A 21235-nucleotide genomic window follows, 5' to 3' on the forward strand; every position below is an offset into this window, starting at 1 on the left:
CCCGATGAAAATTTCGTTCAAGGCCATTGCACAGAGCTATGGCGGCCAGAAGCTGTTTGAGCAGCTGGACCTGAGCATTCCCAGCGGCACCTTCTTCACACTGCTGGGCCCGTCGGGTTGCGGCAAGACCACGCTGCTGCGGATGCTGGGTGGATTCGTCCGCCCCGACTCCGGCGCCATCCTGTTCGGGGACGAGGACGTCACCCATGTTCCGGTGCACAAGCGCAATGTGGGCATGGTGTTCCAGGACTACGCGCTGTTTCCGGACCGCACCGTCCTGGCCAATGTCTGCTATGGCCTGACAGCGCGCGGCGTGCCGAACGCGGCGGCGCAAGAGCGGGCCCTGGCGATGCTGCGCCGCGTGGGCCTGGCCGACTTCGCCGACCGGGCGCCGGCCGCGCTGTCCGGAGGCCAGCGCCAGCGCGTCGCGATGGCACGCGCCCTGGTCATCGGGCCGCGCCTTCTGCTGCTGGACGAGCCCTTGTCCGCCCTGGATGTGAAGCTGCGCGTCGGATTGCGCAGCATGATCCGGGAACTGCAGCGCGAGGCCGGCATCACCACCTTGTTCGTGACGCACGACCAGGAGGAGGCGCTGGCCATGTCGGACCAGATCGCCGTGATGGACCGCGGTCGCATTGTCCAGATCGGCTCGCCTCAGGACATCTACAGCCGTCCGACGACAGCGTTCGCGGCCGACTTCGTCGGGGGCGCCAACCTCATCGCCATCGACTCCGAACTGCCCCCGGATGCAGCGGGCCGACGCCGTCTCAAGTGCGGCGATGCCATCCTGCTGACGACGAGCGAGGAGCCGCTCCAGGTGGGTTCGCAGCTGGCCGTCCGGACCGAGGACGTGGCATTTGGCGAGGCCGTGGACGCTGGGCCCGGCGCACTGCCCGGGGTTGTGGAGCATGTCGAATTCCGTGGCAGCACCACCGGCTACGCCGTCCGCACGGCGGTCGGGGTGGTCCGTCTGGATGCCCGAAACGGGACCCTGGCGCACGGACCGGTGCGCGACGAACGGGTCATGCTGCGCGTGCCGCCGAGCGCTCGCATCGTTCAGGGGACATGATGCTGGGCACACTTCGTCGCGATCCGGCATGGCTGGCGCTCGGGATCGGCGCCATCGTTCTTCTGCTGGTCTTTCTGGGGTGGCCGCTCGTCGGCATGCTGGCCAAGTCGCTGGTCGATGCGGATGGCCATGTGGGCCTGGGCGGCTACGTGCGGTTCTTCACGGACCGCGCCTACCGTGAGGTCTTCAACAACACGCTGATCCTGGGTGTCGCGGTGACGTTGACCTCGATGCTCGTGGGCGGATGCCTGGCCGTGGTCGTGGCCCGCTGCAGGTTTCCGTTCGCCGGACTCGTCACGGCGCTCCCGCTCATCACGCTCGTCATTCCCGACGTGGTGGTGGCAGCGGCATGGCTGCTGATCCTGGGCAAGCAGGGCCTGGTCAACGCGGTGCTGGCTCCCTTCGGCATCGAGCTGCCGACCCTGTACTCCTGGTGGGGCATGGTCTTCGTGATGACGCTGAACAACTACGTGTACGCCTTCGTCGCGGTGCTCGTGGGCCTGAAGTCCATGGACCGCAACCTGGAGGAGGCCGGCCTGAGCCTCGGCCGGCCGCTCTCGCGGGTGATCGGCGGCGTGACGCTGCCGCTGCTGATGCCCTCGGTGTTTGCCGGCGCCCTGATCGTCTTCACCCATGTGATCGGCAGCTTTGGTGTGCCTGCCATCCTGGGCGCCCGCACACCGGTGCTGGCCGTGAAGGCCTACAACGAGTTCGTCAGTGAGATGGGCGGCAACCCCCAGATGCAGACCACGATGGCGTCACTGCTGGTGTTCCTGGGCGCGGGGCTGCTGCTCGTCCAAAAGTTCATCGTGGAGCGACGGCAGTTCCAGATGGAGGCGGGCCGTGCGCCCCACGCGTTCGACATACGAGGCGTCCCTGCGGCCCTGGCCAGCGGCAGCGTGCTGTTCGTCGTCGCGCTCTCGCTGCTGCCGGCGCTGGTGGTCGTGCTCACGGCCTTCACGCCGTCCGTGGGGCCGGTGCTGCGCTACGGCGGCTTCACGCTGGCGCATCTGCAGTACGCCTTGGTCCGGGCGCCGGAGCCGCTCTACAACTCGCTGTTCCTGGCATCGATCGCGACGGCGGCAGGCGTGCTGTTCTCCGTGGTCTCGGCCTACCTCATCGTCAAGCGCCGATCCGCCCTCACGCATGTGCTCGACGTGCTGGTCATGCTGCCGCTGACGATTGCGGGCACGGTGCTGGGCATTGCGCTCATCAACGCGTTCAACACCGGCTGGCTGGTGCTGACGGGGACCTGGGTGGTGATGGCCCTGGCGTACTTTCTCCGTCGCGTTCCCACGAGCGTGCGCGCCGCGGTGGGGCCTCTTCACAACCTCAAGGACTCCATCGAGGAAGCCTCGATGAGCCTGGGCGTCAGCCCGCTCAAAAGCTTCTTCCGCGTGGTGCTGCCGGTCATCGGACCTTCCGTTGTCGCTGCCGCCGTGCTGATGTGGGTCACCACGCTGTCGGAACTCTCGGCAACGGTGGTGCTGTATTTCGGCGGCATGAACACCATGCCGATCGAAATCTTCCAGCAGATCGACAGCGGACGGATGGCTCTGGCATGCGCCTACAGCCTGGTGCTGCTGCTGACCATCTTCGTGCCGCTGGGAATCGCGCGCTGGCTCTTCAGGCTCAAGGTCGGAACTCTTGATTGAAAAAAATGACTGACACCACCCCTCACCCTTTCCTCGCCCAACGCGTCCTGGGCGCCAAGCCCTCCGCGACCAAGGAAATGACGCGCATGGCCAACCAGCTCAAACGCGAGGGGCGCACCGTCATCGCCCTCAGCCAGGGCGAGCCGGACTTCCCGACGCCAGCGCACGTTCGGGCCGCGGCCAAGGAAGCCATCGACCGCAACGAGTCGCGCTATACGGATGTTGCGGGAACCTTCGCATTGCGCGAGGCGGTGGTCCGCAAGTTCGAGCGCGAGAACGGTCTGCACTACACGCCCGAGCAGATTCAGGTGGGCTGCGGCGCGAAGCAGATTCTGTACAACGCGCTGCAGGCGACCGTCAACCCGGGCGACGAGGTCGTCGTCCCGACGCCCGCCTGGGTGTCGTACCCCGAAATGGTGCTGCTGGCGGGGGGCACGCCCGTCATCGTTCGATGTGGCGCGCACAGCGGATTCAAGATCACGCCGGAGCAACTGGAGGCTGCGATCACGCCGCGGACCAAGTGGGTGATGTTGAATTCGCCCTCCAACCCCAGCGGCGCGGTCTACTCGCGCGATGAGCTGGCGGCGCTCGGCGAGGTGCTGCTGCGGCATCCCCAGGTATGGATGATGGCCGACGACATCTACGAGAAGATCCGCTACGACGCAACGCCATTCGCGACACCTGCAGCGGTGACGCCCGAGCTCGCAACGCGCACGCTGACCATCAACGGTGTGTCCAAGGCCTATGCCATGACGGGATGGCGCGTCGGTTTCGGTGCGGGGCCGCTCGAACTCATCAAGGCGATGAACCTGGTCCAGTCGCAGTCGACATCGCACACCAGTTCGATCAGCCAGGCTGCCTCCATCGCCGCGCTGGATGGTCCGATGGACTTCCTGCCGGCATTCGTCGACGCATTCCAACGTCGTCGTGACGCGGTGGTCACCAGGCTCAACGCGATCGAGGGCGTGTCGTGCGAGCTGCCGCCGGGCGCCTTCTATGCGTTCCCCGGCGTGCAGGGGCTGCTGGGCCGCCGTGACAAGTCCGGCAAGCTTGTCTCGACCGATGCCGACCTGGCGCTGTACCTGCTGCGTGAAGCGGGCGTGGCCATCGTTCCAGGCTCCGCGTTCGAACTGCCGGGCCACCTGCGCTTTTCCTACGCGGCTTCCGACGAGGACTTGTCGGAGGCGCTGCGCCGCGTCGCAGCCGCATGCGCCGAGCTTCATTGAATTTCTTCCAAGGCTGCAGATGACCAAGAACCAGACACTCCGCGCTTCGTTGACCAGTGGCAAGCTCTTCACGGCCATGGCCGCGCACAACCCTCTGGCAGCCAAGCTGGCCGAAGAGGCCGGCTTCGGCGGCATCTGGGGCAGCGGCTTCGAGCTGTCGGCCAGCTATGCCGTGCCCGATGCCAACATCCTGTCCATGGGCACGCACCTGGAGATGATGCGTGCCATCGCGGGCACTGTGGACGTCCCGCTGATCGCCGACATCGACACCGGCTTCGGCAATGCCGTGAACGTGCACTACGTCGTGCCGCTGTACGAAGCGGCCGGGGCCTCGGCCATCGTCATGGAAGACAAGACCTTCCCAAAGGACACCAGCCTGCGCGCGGATGGGCGTCAGGAGCTGGTGCGCATCGAGGAGTTCCAGGGCAAGGTAGCCGCCGCGGTGGCTGCGCGCAAGGACCGGAGCTTCACCGTGATCGCGCGTGTCGAGGCCTTGATCGCAGGCCTGGGCCATGAGGAGGCTTGGGCACGGGGGCTGGCCTACGAGGAGGCCGGCGCAGATGCCGTCCTGATCCATTCCAAGCAGCCAACGCCGGACGAGATTTTGGCGTTCATCGACGGTTGGAAGGGGCGCGTCCCGCTGGTGCTGGTGCCGACGGCCTATCCTCAGTTGACCGAGGCGGACATCGCGGCCCTGGGCAAGGTCGGTATCGTGATCTACGGAAACCATGCGATCCGCGCGGCTGCAGGTGCCATGCGCCAGGTGTTCGCCAGGATTCGCGCAGATGGCGGCATCCGCGATGTCGATCGGACGCTGCCCGCAGTGAAGGACATCATCCGGCTCCAGGGCGACGAGCACATGCGACGCGTTGAGGCCAGCTTCCTGAAGTAGCAGGACGCTCACCCGGCGCGTGGCGGTCCGCCAGACCCTCGCCTCGCGCCTGCTCTGACAGGCGATGCCTGACGATCCGCCGCCGTCGCAACACCGGCGGTGCGCACCAGGATCTTCCCGGCCACCACACGGCCCGCCAAGGCCTGCAGCGCCTGCACCGCCTCGCCCAGCGCATCGGTACGGCCGATCAGCGGCTTGCAGGATGCGGTGCAGCAGGCTCGAAGTTCTGCTGACAGAATTCCTGCGACTCGGTCTGGCGTGGCGGCATGGGCACTGCCGGCCACACGACGTCGTTCCGATCCCCGCGGACGAACGTCTTCTCCCTCCTGTTGCGGTCCCCTCGAACTTCCCCAGTGGCTTGAACCCGGGGGGCACTGCGCCCGGCGTTTTGCCATGCGACCGCCGACTGGCGGAGTCGCTGCTTTTGCATCCAACCCCCGGACCGCCCGATGAGACCAGCCATTGAGGGTTTGCGCTAGCAGGCCCAAGTATTGCGCTGATCGTCTTGTTGTCATTAAAATATAAACACATGAACACGAAACAGACTCTCCTTCGGAGCCCGTCATTGCGAGACATGCTGGACTCTCCCGGCTTGACCGTGGCCCCCGGCGCGTACGACGGCATCGGCGCCAGGCTGATTGCCCAAGCCGGCTTCCGCGCGGTCTACATGACGGGCGCGGGCACGGCCATGGCGCGGGGTTTTCCGGACTTCGGCCTGCTGACGCAGACCGAGATGGCGGACAACGCCGGCGTGATGGCGCGTTCCGTCGACCTGCCGGTCATCGCCGACGCGGACACGGGCTACGGCAACGAACTGAACACCGCGCGCACGGTGCGCGAGTACGAGGCGCGCGGCGTGGCGGCCATCCACATCGAAGACCAGGTGGCGCCCAAGCGCTGCGGCCATCTCCAAGGCAAGGAGGTGGTCGCGCGCGCCGAGTTCGTGTCCAAGATCCGCGCCGCCGTCGAGGCGCGCCGCTCCGCGGAGTTCCTCATCATCGCGCGCACCGATGCCCGGGCCATGCTCGGATTGGACGAAGCCATCGCCCGCGCAAACGCCGCGCTCGACGTTGGCGCCGACATCGCCTTCGTCGAGGCGCCGCAGACCGTGGAGGAGGTGGAGCGCATACCGCGCGAGGTGCACGGCGCCTGCCTGCTCAACATCGTCGGCGGCGGCCGCACGCCGGTGTTCGATACCGCCGTGGCCGAGTCCATGAGCTACAAACTGGCGATCGTGCCAGGCCTGTTGGTCAGCGCCGCCATCGAGGCCGGCGACGCCGCGCTCGCGGCGCTGCGCGCCACGCGCAGGGTGCCGGCCGTCGCGGCCAGCGTCGGCGCCACCTTCCAGCGCTTCGGCGCCGACGACTGGGACGCCATGCGCCGCCGCTTCGATGCCGGCGCCAGCGCGATCGACACCACCGTGCCGGCGCTCGGCACCCAGGGCGAAGGCCGCTGAGCCATGGCCGGCCGCACACTCTTCGACAAGATCTGGGACGCGCACGTGGTGCGCGAGCTCGGCGATGGCTGGGCCCTGCTGCACATCGACCGCCACCTGCTGCACGACCTGTCCGGCTCCGCTTCGCTGGCCGACATGGCCGAGCGCGGCCTGGCCGTGCACGACCCCGATCTCGTGTTCGCGACGCCGGACCACGCCGTCTCCACCCGACCCGGGCGTGACGGCATGACCTACGTGCCGGGCGGCAGGCTCTGGTCCGCATTGCGGCAGGGCGCGCAGCGCTTCGGCATCCGCCTGTTCGATCTCGGCGAATCGGGCCAAGGCATCGTCCACGTGGTGGGGCCGGAGCAGGGCATCGTGTTGCCCGGCCTGACCATGGTCTGCGGCGACAGCCACACCTGCACCAACGGTGCACTGGGCGCGCTGGTCCTGGGCGTGGGCTCGAGCGAGAGCACGCACGCCCTGGCGACGCAGACCCTGCGCCTGCAGCGGCCCAGGCACATGCGCATCCGCTGCGAGGGCGCGCTGGCACCGGGCGTCACGGCCAAGGATCTGGCGCTGCACATCATCGGCCTGCTGGGCGCCGATGCCGGCGTGGGCCACGCCGTGGAATACGCGGGTTCGACCATCGAGGCGCTCGAGGTCGAGGCGCGGCTGACCCTGTGCAACCTGACCGTCGAACTCGGCGCGCGCTCCGGTGTGATCGCGCCGGACGAACGCACCTTCGCCTACGTCCAGGGCCGCCGCTTCGCACCGCAGGGCGCCGACTTCGAGGCCGCGGTCGCCGCATGGCGGGAACTGCACTCCGATCCGGACGCCCGGTTCGACCGCGAGGTGCAGATCGACGCCGGCACGGTCGCACCCACCGTGACCTGGGGCACCAGCCCCGAGCACGCGATCGCCATCGACGCACGCACCCCCGACCCGCGGCAGGCGGCCGGGCAGGGCGCCGACGCCATCGCCCAGGCGCTCGATTACATGGGCCTGGCCGCAGGCGCGCCGATCGCCGGCACGCCGGTCGACTGGGTGTTCATCGGCTCGTGCACGAACTCGCGCCTGTCCGACCTGCGCGCCGCGGCCGACATCGCGCGCGGCCGCCGGGTCGCGCCCCAGGTGCGCGCCTGGGTCGTGCCCGGATCGGAAGACGTCAAGCGCGCGGCCGAGGCCGAAGGCCTGCACGAGGTCTTCGCCGCGGCCGGCTTCGAGTGGCGCGAGCCCGGCTGCGGCATGTGCGTCGCGGCCAATGGCGAGCAGGTGCCGCCCAAGGCGCGCTGCGTCTCGACCTCGAACCGCAACTTCGTCGGCCGCCAGGGGCCGCAGGCCCGCACCCACCTGGCCAGCCCCGCGATGGCGGTGGCGGCTGCCGTGGCGGGCCACCTGTGCGACGTGCGGACCCTGGCCTGACCGGAACACCACGCCATGCAAGCCTTCACCACCGTCACCGGCTGCGCCATTCCCTTCCTGCGCGCGAACGTCGACACCGACCTCATCGTGCGCATCGAGCGCCTGACCAGCCTGCCCAAGGACCAGCTCGGCCCGTACGCGTTCGAGTCCTTACGCTACCGGCCCGACGGCAACCCCGACCCCGACTGCATCCTGAACGCCGCGCGTTTCCGGGACGCGCCCTTCCTGCTGGCCGGCGACAACTTCGGCTGCGGCTCTTCGCGCGAGGGCGCCGTCTGGGCGCTCATGTGCCTGGGCATTCGCGCCGTCATCGCGCCCAGCTACGGCGACATCTTCTTTGCCAACTGCTTCCAGAACGGCGTGCTGCCGGTGCGGCTGCCGCTCACGCAGATCGAGGCGCTGGCCGCGCACTGTGCCGATGGCGCGCCGCTCACCGTCGACCTGCAGGCCTGCGAGATCCGCGCCGGCGATGGGGCCGTGCAGCCCTTTGCGATCGACGCGACACGCCGCGAAGGCCTGCTGAGCGGGCTCGACGCCATCGGCCTGACGCTGCGCGACGACGCGGCGATCCGCGCCTGGCAGGCGCGCGACCGCGTGCAGCGCCCCTGGGCCTGGCAGCCCGTGTGCACCTGAACTTCGGACTTTCCACCACCATCCTCAACCACACCAGGAGACTGACCATGCCCACCCTCGACATTGCCGGCGACGCCCGGCGCATCATCGATGTCGTCAAGAACGGCGGCATCGCCCTCGTGCCGCAGCACACCGGCTACGCCATGTGCGGCGCCTCCATGGCGCCGCTGCGCAAGATCTTCGACACCAAGCAGCGCGGTGGCCACAAACGCAATGCCATGGCGGCCGACCTGCCGATGCAGCGCGACCTCATGACGCTGGACAAACGCGCGCAGGAAATGGTGGAGGCCATCGTGCTGGACTACGACCTGCCGCTGGGCGTGATCGGCCCGTTCCGGCCCGACCATCCGCTGCTGGCCAGGCTCGGGGACGAGGCGCTGAAGGCTTCCTCGGCCGGCGGCACCATCGGCAACCTGCTCAACGCCGGCCCGCTGCACAAGGAGCTGACGCGGATCTCGCGCGAGGAACTGGTGCCGCTGTTCGGCTCCTCGGCCAACATCTCGGGCACCGGCTCGCGCTTCACGATCGAGGAGGTCCAGCCCGAGCTGCGCGCGATCGCCGACATCCAGGTCGACCACGGCCTGTGCCGCTACCACATGTACGGCCGCTCGGGCACGCTGATCAACTTCCAAACCATGCAGGTGATCCGCTTCGGCGCGTGCTATGACCTCATCGCCGACGTGCTGCGGCGCTGGTTCCGCGTGGAGCTGCCCCAGGACCCCGGCATGGCGGCACTGCCTTCGGGCCACGTCAACGAGTTCGCGCTCAGCAACGTCGCCTGAGCACCCGCGCAGGCCAGGCGCCTGCGCCCACCCCCACTTTCAGGAGCCAAGCCGTGGATGGACACCCCATGCCCATGCCGCTGCGCGTGATCGACCTGCTGCGACACGCTGCCCGCAACCACCCGCAGGTGGAGATCGTGTCGCGACGCGTGGAAGGCGACGTGCACCGCAGCACCTATGCCGCCACCTACCAGCGCGTGTGCCGTCTGGCGCGTGCGCTGGAGGCGCTGGGCGTGGCGCGCGGCGACAAGGTCGCCACGCTCGCCTGGAACACGGACCGCCACCTGGAGCTGTACTACGGCAGCATGGCCATCGGCGCGGTCTGCCACACGCTGAACCCGCGCCTCACGGTGGACCAGCTCGTCTGGATCTGCAACCACGCCGGCGACCGCGTGCTGTGCTTCGACGCCAGCTTCGCGCCGCTGGTGGCCGCGGCCGCGGCCGGCCTGCGCACGGTGACCCGCTTCGTGCTGCTGAGCCGCACGGCGACCATGGCGGCCCCACCGGTGGAGGTGCTGGACTACGAGGAGCTGCTCGCGCGCCAGTCCGATGCCGAGGTGGACTGGCCGACGCCGGATGAGAACGCGCCCTGTGGCCTGTGCTACACCTCGGGCACCACCGGCGACCCCAAGGGCGTCGCCTACACGCCGCGCTCCACGCTGCTGCACGCCTGGGCCAGTGCCTTGCCGGATGTGCTGGGTCTGTCCGCGCAGGACGCCGTGCTGCCCGTGGTGCCCATGTTCCACGTCAACGCCTGGGGCCTGCCGTTCTCGCTGCCCATGGTCGGCGCCAAGATCGTGTTTCCCGGGCCGGCGCTGGACGGCAAAAGCCTGTACGAACTCTGCGAGGCCGAGGGCGTGACGATGGCCGCCGGCGTGCCGACGATCTGGCTCGGCCTGCTCGAGCACGTGCGTTCGCAGGGGCTGCGCTTCGGCACGCTGCGCCGGACCGTCATCGGTGGCGCCGCAGCGGGTGAGGCCATGGTGCGGGCCTTCGAGGTCGACCACGACGTGCGCGTGCTGCATGGCTGGGGCATGACCGAAACCAGCCCCGTCGCCGCGCTGAACCAGCCCACGCCGCGCCAGCGGGGCCTGCCCGCGGACGAACGCATCCGGCTGCAGACCAAGCAGGGCCGCGAACTCTTCGGCGTGGAGATGCGGCTGGAGGACGAGGACGGCCGGGTGTTGGCGCGCGACGGCGCGACCTCGGGCCGCCTGCTGGTGCGGGGCCCCTGGGTGGTGCAGACCTACCAGGGCGGCGTGCCGGGTGCCCGTGCGGACGGCTGGTTCGACACGGGCGACATCGCGACCATCGACGCGGACGGCTTCATGCAGATCGTCGACCGCGCCAAGGACGTCGTGAAGTCCGGCGGCGAGTGGATCAGCTCCATCGCGCTGGAGAACGCAGCCATGACGCACCCGGCCGTGCTGGAGGCTGCCGTCATCGGCATCCCGCATCCCAAATGGGACGAGCGGCCGCTGCTGGTCTGCGTGCTGCGGCCCGGGCAGGTGCTCGACGCCGACGCGTTGCGCGCGCACCTGGCGCCCCTGGTGGCCAAGTGGTGGCTGCCCGAGGCGATCGAGTTCGTCGATGCGCTGCCGCACGGCGCCACCGGCAAGGTGCTCAAGACCGTGCTGCGCGCGCGCTTCGCAGCCGCGCCGTCGCCTTGACGCCGCGCCACCGGACGGCCGCCTGTGCACGGGCGGCCGCCCCATGACAACGAGGAGACCGCCATGCACACCCCATCCCCCCAACCGCTGCGCGGCATGACGCGCCGCAGCGCGGCCGCCCTGGCCGCCGGTGCCCTGGCCGCGCCCTGGGTGCGCGCGCAGAAGGCCTGGCCGCAGCAGCCGATCAAGTTCGTCATCGGCTACCCGCCGGGCGGCGGGGGCGACGGCGTGGGCCGGCCCCTGGCCCTGGGCCTGGAGCGCCACCTGGGCGTGCCGGTGGTGCTGGACTACCGGCCCGGCGCCGGTGGTGCGATCGCCGCGCAACTGGTGGCGCAGTCGGCCGCGGACGGCTACACCCTGTACCTGGCCGACAACGGCGCCATCTCGGTCACGCCGGCCTACCGGTCGGTGGGCTACCGGCCGGCCGACTTCAGCTACGTCGGCGGCATCGGCGAGTTGCCGATGGTGCTGGTGACGCATCCCGCCGTGGCGGCCAAGGACATCCACGAACTGGCGGCGCTCTCGCATGCCCGGCCGCAGGGTCTGTCCTATGCCTCCGGCGGCGTGGGCAGCATCCCGCACCTGGAGGGCGAGATGATGCGCATGGCCGCGCGCATGAACATCACGCACGTGGCCTACAAAGGTTCCGGCCAGGCCAGCACCGATCTGATCGCCGGCACGGTGGACATGGCGTTCTTCGCGCCCACGGGCATCGTGCAGCACGTGCAATCGGGTCGGCTCAAGGCGCTGGCGGTCACCACGGGCCAGCGGCTCGCCGTCCTGCCCGGCGTGCCGACGGTGGCGGAACTCGGCTTCCCGGCGCTGCAGGCCACCTACATGAGCGGCGTGCTGGCGCCGCGCAACTTGCCGGCGCCCGTATTCGAGCGCCTGAGCGCGGCGCTCGCGGCGGTGCTGGCCGATCCGGAGGTCGTGCGCACCCTGGAGGGCACAGGCCTGCTGGTTGGCCACCGTGCACCGGCACAGGCGCGCAAGGCATTCGAAGACGATCTGGTCAGGTGGCGCGACCTGATCCAGGCGGCCAGACTCAAGCTGGATTGAAACGCGCATCGACTTCCCCCTGGAACTGCAGCAAAGGACAAGACCATGGTGTCGACGACATCGCGTGTGAAGCAACTGTTCGCGCTCTGCGCGCTGGCGCTGGGGGCCGCGGCCGCCGTGCCGGGCGCAGCATCCGCGCAGGCCCAGCCCTGGCGGCCTGCCAAGCCGGTGACCGTCGTCGTGCCCTACGCCCCGGGCGGCGGGACGGACACCGTCGCCCGCGCCGTATCCCGGCAACTGGCCCTCATCTGGCAACAGCCGGTCATCGTCGAGAACATCCCGGGCGCCGACGGCCTGATCGGCACGCGCCGCGTCATGGACGCCGCGCCCGATGGCAGCAGCCTGCTGCTGCAGGTGCCATCGATCGCGCTGACCCGGTACACGCCGGGACTGCGCGGCATCGACCCGCTGCAGCGGCTGCTGCCCGTCACTGCCATCGCGCAGGCGTCCAACGCCATCGTCGTGAGCGCGAAGATGCCCGTGAAGACCGTGGCCGAGTTCGTGGCGTACTGCGGACGTGCGGCGCAGCGCTGCGCGCTCGGCACCACCGACAACCAGTCGCGGCTGATGTCGAACCAGTTTGTCGCGGAGGCGAAGCTCGCGGACGCGGTCGTCGTCAACTACCGCGGCACCAGCGCCGTCGTGGCGGACCTGGTCGCGAACAACGTCAACATGTCCTTCACCGGCATCGCCGCCGCGCTGCCCCATGCCAGGGCAGGCACGCTGCGCTTCCTGGCCACCACCGGTGACAGGCGCGCGGCCGTGCTGCCGGAGGTGCCGACCGCGCAGGAGGCGGGTTTCGGCGCATTCCGTTCCGTCAACTGGTTCGGCGTCTTCGCGCCGGCCGGGCTGCCCGCGCACGTGGCCCACGCCATCGCCGCAGCGCTGCGCGAAGCGGTGCAGGATCCCGACGTGCAGCGGACCATCGCGGCCGCGGGCGCGGAGCCGGTGGTCAACACGCCCGCCGAGTTCGCGGCCCAGGTGCGGCAGGAGAGCGCACGGCTCGGTTCGCTGGTCCAGCGTTACCCGCTGGAGCCGTGACGGCGCCGGGAGCGGCCGACCGTCCCCGGCCGCCGCCGGGTCTCTCAGCGTGTTGCCGGTGCCCGGCCGATGCCGTTGCCGATCTGCACCTCCTCCTGCAGCTCGCGCAGCAGCGGGGCCCCTTGCAGCGCTTCGGGGATGAGCCCGCGCTCGCGCAGGGCGTCCTGCAGCATGCGCTCCTGCGCCACCTCCGTGAACAGGTCCGACAGCGCCGACCGCACGGCCGCGGGGACGTTGCTGTTGGCGAACACGATGAAGCGCGACTGGATGGCCAGGTCCGCGCCGACTTCGCGCAGCGTCGGCACCTCCGGATGGCTGGGCATGCGCGACTTGGTCACGGCAACGACCACCTTGGCCCGGTGGGCGCGTTCGAGCGGTACGTGGCTGCCCGCAGACATCGCCAGGTCCAGCGTGCCGCCCAACAGTTGCTGGTTGATCTCGCTGCTGCCGCGGAACGGCACCGCGATGATCTCCATCTTCAGCAGCCGCGCCAGCCGCTCACCCACCCATTCGAACGGCGGTGACACGCCGAAGGTCAGAGCTTGCCCGGCGGCAGCCTTGCGCCGCCAGTCGTCCACGGTGTCGAGCCTGGCATCGGGGCGCGCCATGATGCACACGGGCAGGGCAGCGATGCTGCACAGGGCGTCGAACGCCTGCAGGCGGTCGGTCTGCAGCCGCTCGCCGACCGGGTAGGTCAGCTCGTAGCTCGCGCCGAAGCCGACCGTGTGGCCGTCGGTCTTGGAGGACTTCAGCGCGTTCTGCAGGACGAGGCCACCACCGCCCGGCCGGTTCACGACGACGTTCTGCCAGCCGTGTGCCTTGCCCAGGCGGTCGCCCAGCAGGCGTGCCAGGGTGTCTGCGGTGCCCCCGGCCGGAAAGCTCACCAGCATTTCCAGCGGCCGCGTCGGCGACCACGCGGATGGGGCGGCTGCGGCTGCGCCGCAGGCCAGTGCCGCGGCGCAGCCGAGGACACTGCGTCGGGACAGGGCTCCTGCGTGCGCGGCGCTGTGCGGCGCCACGCCGGTTGTGCGCCGGGCGTCGAGGGCGAGTGGGTGCGGCATCGGTGTCTCCTTGTGATGTCCCCGGCGCGCTACGCACACGCATGCCGAGGGATTGTCATCATAATCATATGACAACCTCAGGTGTTGTCAACGGTGCGATGCATGTCCTGGCGGTATGACGACACAAACACAGACCGAGCGGCTATGCTCGGCCGCCTCCGCACCTCTGTCCTGCCCGTCGATGAAGTCCGCGAACGCCCTGGCCGATGTCGCTTCCAGCCCCATGCCCCGTGCCCCTGGCACCTCGCTGCACCGGCAGCTCTTCGTGGTGCTGCGCGACGAGATCCTGCGCGGCGTGTATGCGGGCTCCGGCCTGTTGCCCAAGGAGGAGTCCTTGTGCGAGCGCTTCGGTGTGTCGCGCATCACCGTGCGGCGCGCGCTGGCCGATCTGGCGGCGCAAGGCTTCGTCGAGCGGCGCCATGGCCGGGGCACCTTCGTCCGGCAGGACAAGCTGCCCTTGGCGCGGCCGCGGCCCAGCCTGTCGCTGATCGACAGCCTGCGCAAGACGGCGGCGGAGACGCAGGTGCAGGTGCTGCGGGTCGAGCAGACCGAGGCCCCACCCGACGTTGCCGCGCTGCTGCAGCTCGCGCCCGGCGAGAAGGCGGTGCACGCGCTGCGTCTGCGCAGCGTGGACGGAACGCCCGTCATGCTGTCCGACGCGTGGGTGCCGGCCCGCCTGGGCAAGCAGGTCACCGCGGCGTCGCTGCGCAAGCATGCGCTCTACGAGATCCTGCTGGCCCAGGGCGTGAAGTTCGGCCGCGTGATCCAGGAGGTCACGGCCGAACTCAGCGACCCGCTGCAGGCCAGGCTGATGCAGACGGACGTGGGCGCGGCCCTGCTCAAGATCGTGCGCGTCATCCACGATCCCGATGCGCGCCCCGTGGAGTACATCACCGTCACCATGACGCCCGAGCGCAGCCGCATGCTCATGGACATCCCGGGGGAGACGGTCAACACGCTGAGCGGTGGCCACTTCGTCCATGAGGTGGGCGGCCGCCCACGCTCCTAGCGCGCGATCCGGGGCTTTCGGCTCAACGACGCTGCCAGCGCCAGGCCCGCAGCGATGGCCAGCGATGCGACCGGGAAGGCGGCTTTCACGGCGTCCGGCCCGGTGCCTCGCGACGACAGCGCGAAGAACAGTCCGCCGATGGTGGCCGTCGACACGGCCGCGCTGATCTGCAGCGTGGCATTCACGAGGCCCGCTGCCAGGCCAGCCCAGCGTGCGTCCACCTGGTCCACGTTGAGCCGCACCAGCGCGGGCAGCGCGATGCCCTGGCCCAGCCCGATGAGGAACAGCGGCGCTACCAGCCACGTGGGTGCATCGGCCCAGGCCAGGCCGGCCGCAGCCAGCGCGCCGACCGCCTCCAGGCCCATGCCGAAGGCCGCCGTGTCGGCCTTGAGCCGCTGTGCCAGGGGTGCGCTGCAGAGCGGACCGAGCAGGAAGCCGATGCCGAGCGGCAGCACGGCCAGGCCCGCGGCCAGGGGGCCATGGCCCAGTCCGGCCTGCTGGTAGACCGCGAACACCAGGAAGAACGGCGCCAGGGTGTAGAAGAAGAACGTCGCGGCGAGGCTGCGCCGCAGCCCTGGTGACGCCAGCGCGGACGGCGGGACCAGCGGCGTGCCCTGCCTGCGCTCCAGCCGCTGTTCGCAGCACCAGAACGCGAGCAGCAGCGGCGGGCCCAGGGCCAGCAGGCCGATGCACCACGCCGGCCAGCCGCGCTCGCGCCCTTCGATCAATGGCACGACCAGCGCCAGCAGGCCTGCGGCCAGCAGCAGCGCGCCCACGATGTCCAGGCGCGCTGCCTGCTCGGAGCGGCTGTCGCGCACCCAGGAGATCGCCGCCGGCACGGCCAGCGCGATGACCGGCAGGTTGATCAGGAAGACCATGCGCCACCCCAGCCCGAACAGATCGGCCGAGACCAGCAGGCCGCCCAGCAACTGGCCGGCCACGGAGGCTGCGCCGAAGGTGGCGCCATAGATGCCCAGTGCACGTGACTTTTCCCGGTCCGGGAAGAGGGCATGGATGGACGCCAGCGACTGCGGTGCCATGACCGCGGCGCTGATGCCTTGCAGCAGCCGGCCCGCGACCAGCACGCCCGGCGAGGGCGCGCAGCCGCACAGGGCCGATGCGAGGCCGAATCCCAGCATCCCGACGAGGAACATCCGCTTGCGCCCATAGAGGTCGCCCAGGCGCCCGCCGAGGATCAGCGTGACGGCATAGGCCGCCGCGTACACGGACACGACCAGCTGGGCCAGCGCAGGCGTCGCCTGCAGGTCCGCCTGGATGGCGGGCAGCGCCACATTGACGACGAAGAAGTCCAGCGGCGGCAGCAGCGTGCCGGCCAGCAGCACGCACAGGGCCAGCCAGCGGCGGGGATCGACGCTGCCTTGTTCGGGCGCCGCGAGCACCATGGCCGCCTTCATGACGCTTGCCCCCCTTCGTCGTGCGCGAAGTCGGTCGCGATGGAGACGTCTCGCCACGCCGCGATGTCGGCGCGGAAGGCGTCCAGCTTGCGTTCGGCGGTCCGGTGTGCCGCCGGCCCGAGCGGCAGGTGCAAGGGCGGGTCCTCTGCATCGACGGCCCGCAGCACGACGGCGACGGCCTTGGCCGGATCACCGGCCTGCCGGCCATCGTTGCGTGCGCGGTAGTGGTGGCGGGCATGCGCCGTCTGGGCGTAGGCGTCGATCTGGCGGGCCGCCGAGGCGATCGAGCGCCCCAGGAAGTCGGTGCGGAAAGGCCCGGGCTCGACGATGACCACCCGCACGCCCAGGGGCGCGAGTTCCTCGGCCAGCGCTTCGGACAGCCCTTCCACCGCGAACTTGGTCGCGTTGTAGAAGCCGGAGCCGGCCGAACCCGCAATGCCCGCGCCGGACGACAGGTTGACGATGCGCGCTCCCTTGCGTCGGCGCAGGGCCGGCAACGCGGCGCGGGTGGTTTCGATCAGGCCGAACACATTGGTCTCGAAGACCGGCCGGTATTCGTGGGGCTCGCCTTCCTCGATGGCCCCGATGAAGCCGATGCCTGCGTTGTTGACGAGAACGTCCAGCCCGCCGAAGCTGCGCTCTGCCAAAGCCACCGCCCGCGCGGCGTCGCCAGGTCGGGTGACGTCGAGCGCGACCGCCTGCACGGTGTCGGGGTAGCGGTCGCGCAGGTCTTCCAGGGCCGCGGCAGACCGTGCGGTGGCGACCAGTCGGTCACCGCGCGCGGCCACGGATTCGGCGAGTGCGCGGCCCAGGCCGGCCGAGCAGCCCGTGATCAACCATGTCTTGTCCATGTCTTCCTTTCGATGCATTGCGGGGCCTGGTGCGGCACCGCCATGCAACGAATCTAGCGGTCTGAATCTGTTCGACAACTGACAATGCTGTACGCTCGCCGTTCATTTCTGAAAGGGGCCGTGGCATGGAGTGGAGCGATGTCCGCATCTTCCTGGCCGTCGTGCGGGCGGGCACCCTGGGCGGTGCGGCGCGCGCCTTGCAGCTGAGCCATCCGACCATCGGGCGCCGCCTGCGGGCACTGGAGCAGGCCGTGGGCCACACGCTGTTCCAGCGCACGGCCGATGGTTTCGTGCCCACCGACGAGGGCGCGGGCATCGTCGCGTTGGCCGAGCAGATGGAGGAAGGCGCGCTGGCGATGGAGCGGCGCCTGGCGGGCCGGGAAGAGAAGCTGCAAGGCAGCCTGCGGATCTCGTCGGCAGACTGGTTCGGCGCCTATGTGTTGCCGCCGATCGTCGCGGACTACGCCAGGTCCTATCCGCACGTCGACGTGGAGGTGCTGACGGGAACACGCCTGTTCAACCTGGCCCAGCGCGAGGCCGACATCGCGTTCCGCATCGTGCCCTTCAACGCGCAGGACGTGGTGCAGCGCAGGCTCGTCCGCCTGCCGTACGGGGTCTACATCGCGGTGGACTCGCCCGACCCGGTGTTCGGCGATGGCGCCGGGCACCGGCTCATCACGCACGACACCTCGACCGGCCAGTTCCCCGACATCGCCTGGCTGAAGGACAGCTTCCCCAACGCCAGGCCGCTGCTGGCATCCAACAACCGCAACGTACAGGCGCGCATGTGCGCCCAGGGCATCGGCATCGCCGTGCTGCCGCAGGTGGTGGGCAACCAGGTGGGCGGTCTGCGCCGGCTCCAGTTGCCGGTCGAGCCGCCGACCAGGGACATCTGGATGGGTTACCACCGCGATCTGCGACGGCTGAACCGCCTGCGCGCCTTCATCGCGACGGCGAACGAGCACATTGCCCATCTGCAGGGCTGAACCTGCGCCCCGGCCGTGTTCAAAAACGTACGGACACGGTGCAGGAATGGCAGTGTCCAAACGCCGGTGTAGGCACCATGATTCGCGTTCTCGCTGGTCCATGCCGGACCGGCCTCCAGAGGAACGCATCCATGAACGGATTGAAGGACAAGGTCGCGCTCGTCACAGGCGCGTCCAAAGGCATCGGGGCGGGCATCGCCCGCAGACTCGCGGCAGAAGGCGCGAAGGTGGTCGTCAACTACGCCCGGAACAAGAGCGATGCGGACGCGGTGGTCGCCGACATCGAAGCCGCTGGCGGCAGCGCCGTGGCGGTGGCGGCCGACGTCACCGACCGGGCGCAGGTCGCGTCACTGGTCCAGGCGGCCATCGACCATTTCGGGCGCCTGGACATCGTCGTGAACAACGCGGGGATCTACCAGTTCGCCCGGATCGAGGAGACCACCGAAGCGCTGTACCGCCAGCAGTTCGACACCAATGTGCTCGGCCCGCTGCTGGTCTGCGGGGCCGCTGTACCGCATCTGGCGCAGGGTGGCAGCATCATCAACATCGGTTCGAACGTCACCAGCGTCCTGCCCGCCGAGAGCGCCATCTACACCGGAACGAAAGGCGCGATCGATGCCATCACGGGCGTGCTGGCGCGCGAGCTGGGTCCCCGCGGCATCCGCGTCAACGCGGTGTGCCCCGGCCTGGTCGAGACCGAAGGCACGCACGCGGCCGGCGTGGTCGGTTCGGCCTTTCAGGCGTGGAACGAGGAACGCACGCCGCTGGGCCGCATCGGCCAGGTCCAGGACATCGCTCCGATCGTGGCGTTCCTCGCGTCGGACGATGCGGGCTGGGTGACGGGCGAGGTGATTCTGGGGTCGGGCGGCATGCGTTGACATGCTGGCCGTGCGACGCGCTTTACCGATGGCTGCGGAGCGGGACCGCTGCCTGCCAGGCTAATGCCCGCCTAACGCAGGCCCGCTAAGCTGCAGCCCATGCGTGTATTGCTGGTCGAGGACGACGAGATGATCGGGCACAGCCTGCGCGAGGCGCTGACGCGCCAGGGCTGGTCGGTGGACTGGGTCAAGGACGGTGTGCTCGCCCAGAGCGCCCTGGCCGATGGCGGCTATGCCTGCGTGCTGCTGGACCTGGGACTGCCCCGGCGCGATGGCGTGGAAGTGCTGCGCCGTGCCCGTGCCGCGGGCGAAACCACGCCGGTGGTGGTGCTGACCGCGCGCGATGGGCTGGACGACCGTGTCGACGGCCTCGACCTTGGCGCGGACGACTACCTGGTCAAACCCTACGAGCTGCGTGAGTTGCTGGCACGCATGCGTGCCGTGATCCGGCGCCGCGACGGCGCAGCGCATTCGCTGATCGGCGAGGAAGGCGCGCTGCAGCTGGACCTCGGCACGCGCGAGGTGCTGGTACGCGGCGTGCGCGCGCAGTTGTCTGCGCGAGAGTTCGCGCTGCTGCATGCGCTGATGGAGCGGTCCGGCGCCATCCTGTCGCGCGAGCAGTTGGAGAACCGCATCTACGGCTGGGGCGAGGAGGTCACCAGCAATGCCGTGGACGTGCTGATCCACGGCATGCGCCGCAAGCTCGGCCCGGATACCATCCGCAACGTGCGCGGCCTGGGCTGGCGCGTGGTGGCGCCATCGCCATGAGCCCGCTGGTGGGGAGCGGCCGCATGCGCTCGATCCGCGGCACGCTCATGGCCTGGCTCGTGCCCACCTTCCTGGCGGTGGCGCTGGCCTCCGCCGGGCTGTCGTACCGCATGGTCACGCACATGGCGGCCGGCTTCCTGGACGACCAGATGGTGCAACTCGGCGATGCGATGGCCCGGCAGGGCCATCCCGGCCAGGCGCCGGAACTCAGCGCCGAAGACGTGCACGGGCGCGGCCTGTATGTCCTGCAGTTCTTCGCCGCCGATGGCCAGCCCCTGATGGCCTCATGGAACGGGGTGGTGGCACGGCGCATGCCGCACCCGGGACTGCAGGACCTCGAGGACAGTGGACAGCGCTGGCGGGTCTATGCGGCTGCGACGCGCGATGGCCAGATGGTCCAGGTGCTGCAAAGTGCCAGCTTCCGCGCCGGCCTGGCCTTCGGCCGCGCTGGCGAAGCCGCCTTGCCCGTGCTGTTGCTGTTGCCGCTGTCGATGCTGGTGCTGTGGGGCGTCGTGCGTGCCATCTCCGGCCGGCTGCGCGCCATCGGCCAGCAGGCAGCACAGCAGGACGCGCAGAGCATCGCCGAGCTTCCGCTGGAGCGCGTGCCGGACGAGATCCGCCCGCTGGTCGCGTCCTTCAACCACCTGCTGGCGCGGCTGCGCGACAGCTTCGCCGCGCAGCGCCTGTTCGTGCAGGACGCGGCGCACGAATTGCGCACGCCGATCGCCGCCGTCGGTCTGCAACTGGAGAACCTGCGCGAAGACCTGGCGGCCGGACCGGCGGCGCAGCGCTTCGAGCAGCTGGAGGCCGGCGTCGGCCGCGCCAAGCGGCTCGTGGACCAGCTGCTCAAGATGTCGCGCCAGGAGGCGGCCCCGGCGGACAGCGGCGCCAGCGTGGACGTGCAGGCGCATGTGCGCGAGAGCATCCGCACGCTGATCGCGCTGGCCGACCAGCGCCGCATCGACCTGGGCTTGGTGGCGGCCGAGGGCATGGGGCCCTTGCGGCTGGGCTGCAGCGCCGGCGACCTGCGCAGCGCGCTGGACAACCTCATCGAGAACGCGCTGCGCTACACGCCCGAAGGGGGCGTGGTGGACGTGCGTCTGGTGCACACACCGGGACGCACCGTGGTGGAGGTGGTCGACACCGGCCCCGGCATCGCCCCCGAACTGCTGGGCCGGGTGTTCGACCGCTTCTACCGTGTGCCCGGCAGCGCCCCGGGCGGCAGCGGCCTGGGCCTGGCCATCGCACAGGCCGCCGCGCAACGCTGCGGCCTGACGCTGAGCCTGCACAACCGGGACGACCGCAGCGGTCTCGTCGCGCGGCTCGAGTCTGCCGGCTGACCTTCGGCTCACGCCGGGCTAAGAAACCCCTCAGCGTCCG

Annotated in this window: 19 protein-coding genes; 16 read left to right on the top strand and 3 right to left on the bottom strand. The window is 70.0% G+C overall.

Features of this window, described 5'->3' with window-relative positions:
• Positions 1-4 precede the first annotated feature (4 nt).
• From IE209_RS08315 to IE209_RS08365, 11 genes are all read left to right on the top strand, one after another.
• On the top strand, positions 5-1069 hold the full coding sequence (locus IE209_RS08315) for an ABC transporter ATP-binding protein (protein WP_189686497.1): 1065 nt from the start codon (positions 5-7) through the stop codon (positions 1067-1069).
• Positions 1069-2724, top strand: coding sequence for an ABC transporter permease (locus IE209_RS08320; RefSeq protein WP_229882749.1), 1656 nt, complete (start codon positions 1069-1071; stop codon positions 2722-2724). Before IE209_RS08315 ends, IE209_RS08320 begins: the two co-directional genes overlap by 1 nt.
• A 5-nt stretch (positions 2725-2729) precedes the next feature.
• A complete protein-coding gene (locus tag IE209_RS08325) occupies positions 2730-3950 on the top strand; it encodes a pyridoxal phosphate-dependent aminotransferase (RefSeq protein ID WP_189686499.1) in 1221 nt (406 codons plus the stop codon).
• Positions 3951-3969: 19 nt separating this feature from the next.
• Complete coding sequence (locus IE209_RS08330) at positions 3970-4842, top strand: phosphonopyruvate hydrolase (protein WP_189686500.1); 873 nt, start codon at positions 3970-3972, stop codon at positions 4840-4842.
• Positions 4843-5416: 574 nt separating this feature from the next.
• Positions 5417-6298 carry an isocitrate lyase/PEP mutase family protein gene (locus IE209_RS08335; RefSeq protein WP_229882750.1) on the top strand — a complete coding sequence of 294 codons (882 nt, stop codon included), beginning with the start codon at positions 5417-5419 and terminating at the stop codon, positions 6296-6298.
• A 3-nt stretch (positions 6299-6301) separates the two neighbouring features.
• Positions 6302-7702 carry a 3-isopropylmalate dehydratase large subunit gene (leuC, locus tag IE209_RS08340; RefSeq protein ID WP_189686502.1) on the top strand — a complete coding sequence of 467 codons (1401 nt, stop codon included), beginning with the start codon at positions 6302-6304 and terminating at the stop codon, positions 7700-7702.
• A 15-nt stretch (positions 7703-7717) separates the two neighbouring features.
• Positions 7718-8335 (top strand): 3-isopropylmalate dehydratase small subunit, encoded by a 618-nt coding sequence (gene leuD / locus IE209_RS08345; RefSeq protein WP_189686503.1) that lies wholly within the window; start codon positions 7718-7720, stop codon positions 8333-8335.
• A 47-nt stretch (positions 8336-8382) separates the two neighbouring features.
• A complete protein-coding gene (locus IE209_RS08350) occupies positions 8383-9117 on the top strand; it encodes a Sua5/YciO/YrdC/YwlC family protein (RefSeq protein WP_189686504.1) in 735 nt (244 codons plus the stop codon).
• Between the two features lie 53 nt (positions 9118-9170).
• A complete protein-coding gene (locus tag IE209_RS08355; protein ID WP_308433155.1) occupies positions 9171-10787 on the top strand; it encodes a long-chain-fatty-acid--CoA ligase in 1617 nt (538 codons plus the stop codon).
• Positions 10788-10850: 63 nt separating this feature from the next.
• On the top strand, positions 10851-11846 hold the full coding sequence (locus IE209_RS08360; RefSeq protein WP_189686505.1) for a Bug family tripartite tricarboxylate transporter substrate binding protein: 996 nt from the start codon (positions 10851-10853) through the stop codon (positions 11844-11846).
• Between the two features lie 45 nt (positions 11847-11891).
• Positions 11892-12887 (top strand): Bug family tripartite tricarboxylate transporter substrate binding protein, encoded by a 996-nt coding sequence (locus IE209_RS08365; RefSeq protein WP_189686506.1) that lies wholly within the window; start codon positions 11892-11894, stop codon positions 12885-12887.
• Positions 12888-12931: 44 nt separating this feature from the next.
• Here IE209_RS08365 and IE209_RS08370 read toward each other — a convergent pair whose 3' ends face one another.
• Entirely contained in the window at positions 12932-13948 is a 1017-nt protein-coding gene (locus IE209_RS08370) for a tripartite tricarboxylate transporter substrate binding protein (RefSeq protein ID WP_189686507.1), read from the bottom strand.
• 223 nt (positions 13949-14171) lie between these two features.
• Between IE209_RS08370 and IE209_RS08375 the strand changes: the two genes are divergently transcribed.
• Positions 14172-14957: a GntR family transcriptional regulator gene (locus tag IE209_RS08375; RefSeq protein WP_229882751.1), complete on the top strand. Its 786-nt coding sequence runs from the start codon at positions 14172-14174 to the stop codon at positions 14955-14957.
• Here the strand turns inward: IE209_RS08375 and IE209_RS08380 are convergent.
• Together IE209_RS08380 and IE209_RS08385 are read right to left on the bottom strand one after the other, a co-directional pair.
• The gene (locus tag IE209_RS08380; protein ID WP_229882752.1) at positions 14954-16372 is read right to left on the bottom strand and encodes an MFS transporter; all 1419 of its coding nucleotides are present in this window, start codon (positions 16370-16372) and stop codon (positions 14954-14956) included. The genes IE209_RS08375 and IE209_RS08380 overlap by 4 nt on opposite strands.
• Positions 16369-17223 carry an oxidoreductase gene (locus IE209_RS08385; protein WP_189686509.1) on the bottom strand — a complete coding sequence of 285 codons (855 nt, stop codon included), beginning with the start codon at positions 17221-17223 and terminating at the stop codon, positions 16369-16371. Before IE209_RS08385 ends, IE209_RS08380 begins: the two co-directional genes overlap by 4 nt.
• 125 nt (positions 17224-17348) lie before the next feature.
• Here IE209_RS08385 and IE209_RS08390 point away from each other — a divergent pair, with 125 nt between their 5' ends.
• From IE209_RS08390 to IE209_RS08405, 4 genes are all read left to right on the top strand, one after another.
• Positions 17349-18209, top strand: a complete 861-nt coding sequence (locus IE209_RS08390) for a LysR family transcriptional regulator (RefSeq protein ID WP_189686510.1) — start codon at positions 17349-17351, stop codon at positions 18207-18209.
• Between the two features lie 131 nt (positions 18210-18340).
• Positions 18341-19087 carry an SDR family NAD(P)-dependent oxidoreductase gene (locus tag IE209_RS08395; protein WP_189686511.1) on the top strand — a complete coding sequence of 249 codons (747 nt, stop codon included), beginning with the start codon at positions 18341-18343 and terminating at the stop codon, positions 19085-19087.
• 99 nt (positions 19088-19186) lie between these two features.
• A complete protein-coding gene (locus IE209_RS08400) occupies positions 19187-19855 on the top strand; it encodes a response regulator (protein ID WP_189686512.1) in 669 nt (222 codons plus the stop codon).
• Positions 19852-21195 carry a sensor histidine kinase gene (locus IE209_RS08405; RefSeq protein WP_189686513.1) on the top strand — a complete coding sequence of 448 codons (1344 nt, stop codon included), beginning with the start codon at positions 19852-19854 and terminating at the stop codon, positions 21193-21195. Before IE209_RS08400 ends, IE209_RS08405 begins: the two co-directional genes overlap by 4 nt.
• Positions 21196-21235 lie beyond the last annotated feature (40 nt).

The organism is Pseudorhodoferax aquiterrae (genome assembly GCF_014652235.1).
Classification (GTDB): domain Bacteria; phylum Pseudomonadota; class Gammaproteobacteria; order Burkholderiales; family Burkholderiaceae_C; genus Pseudorhodoferax; species Pseudorhodoferax aquiterrae.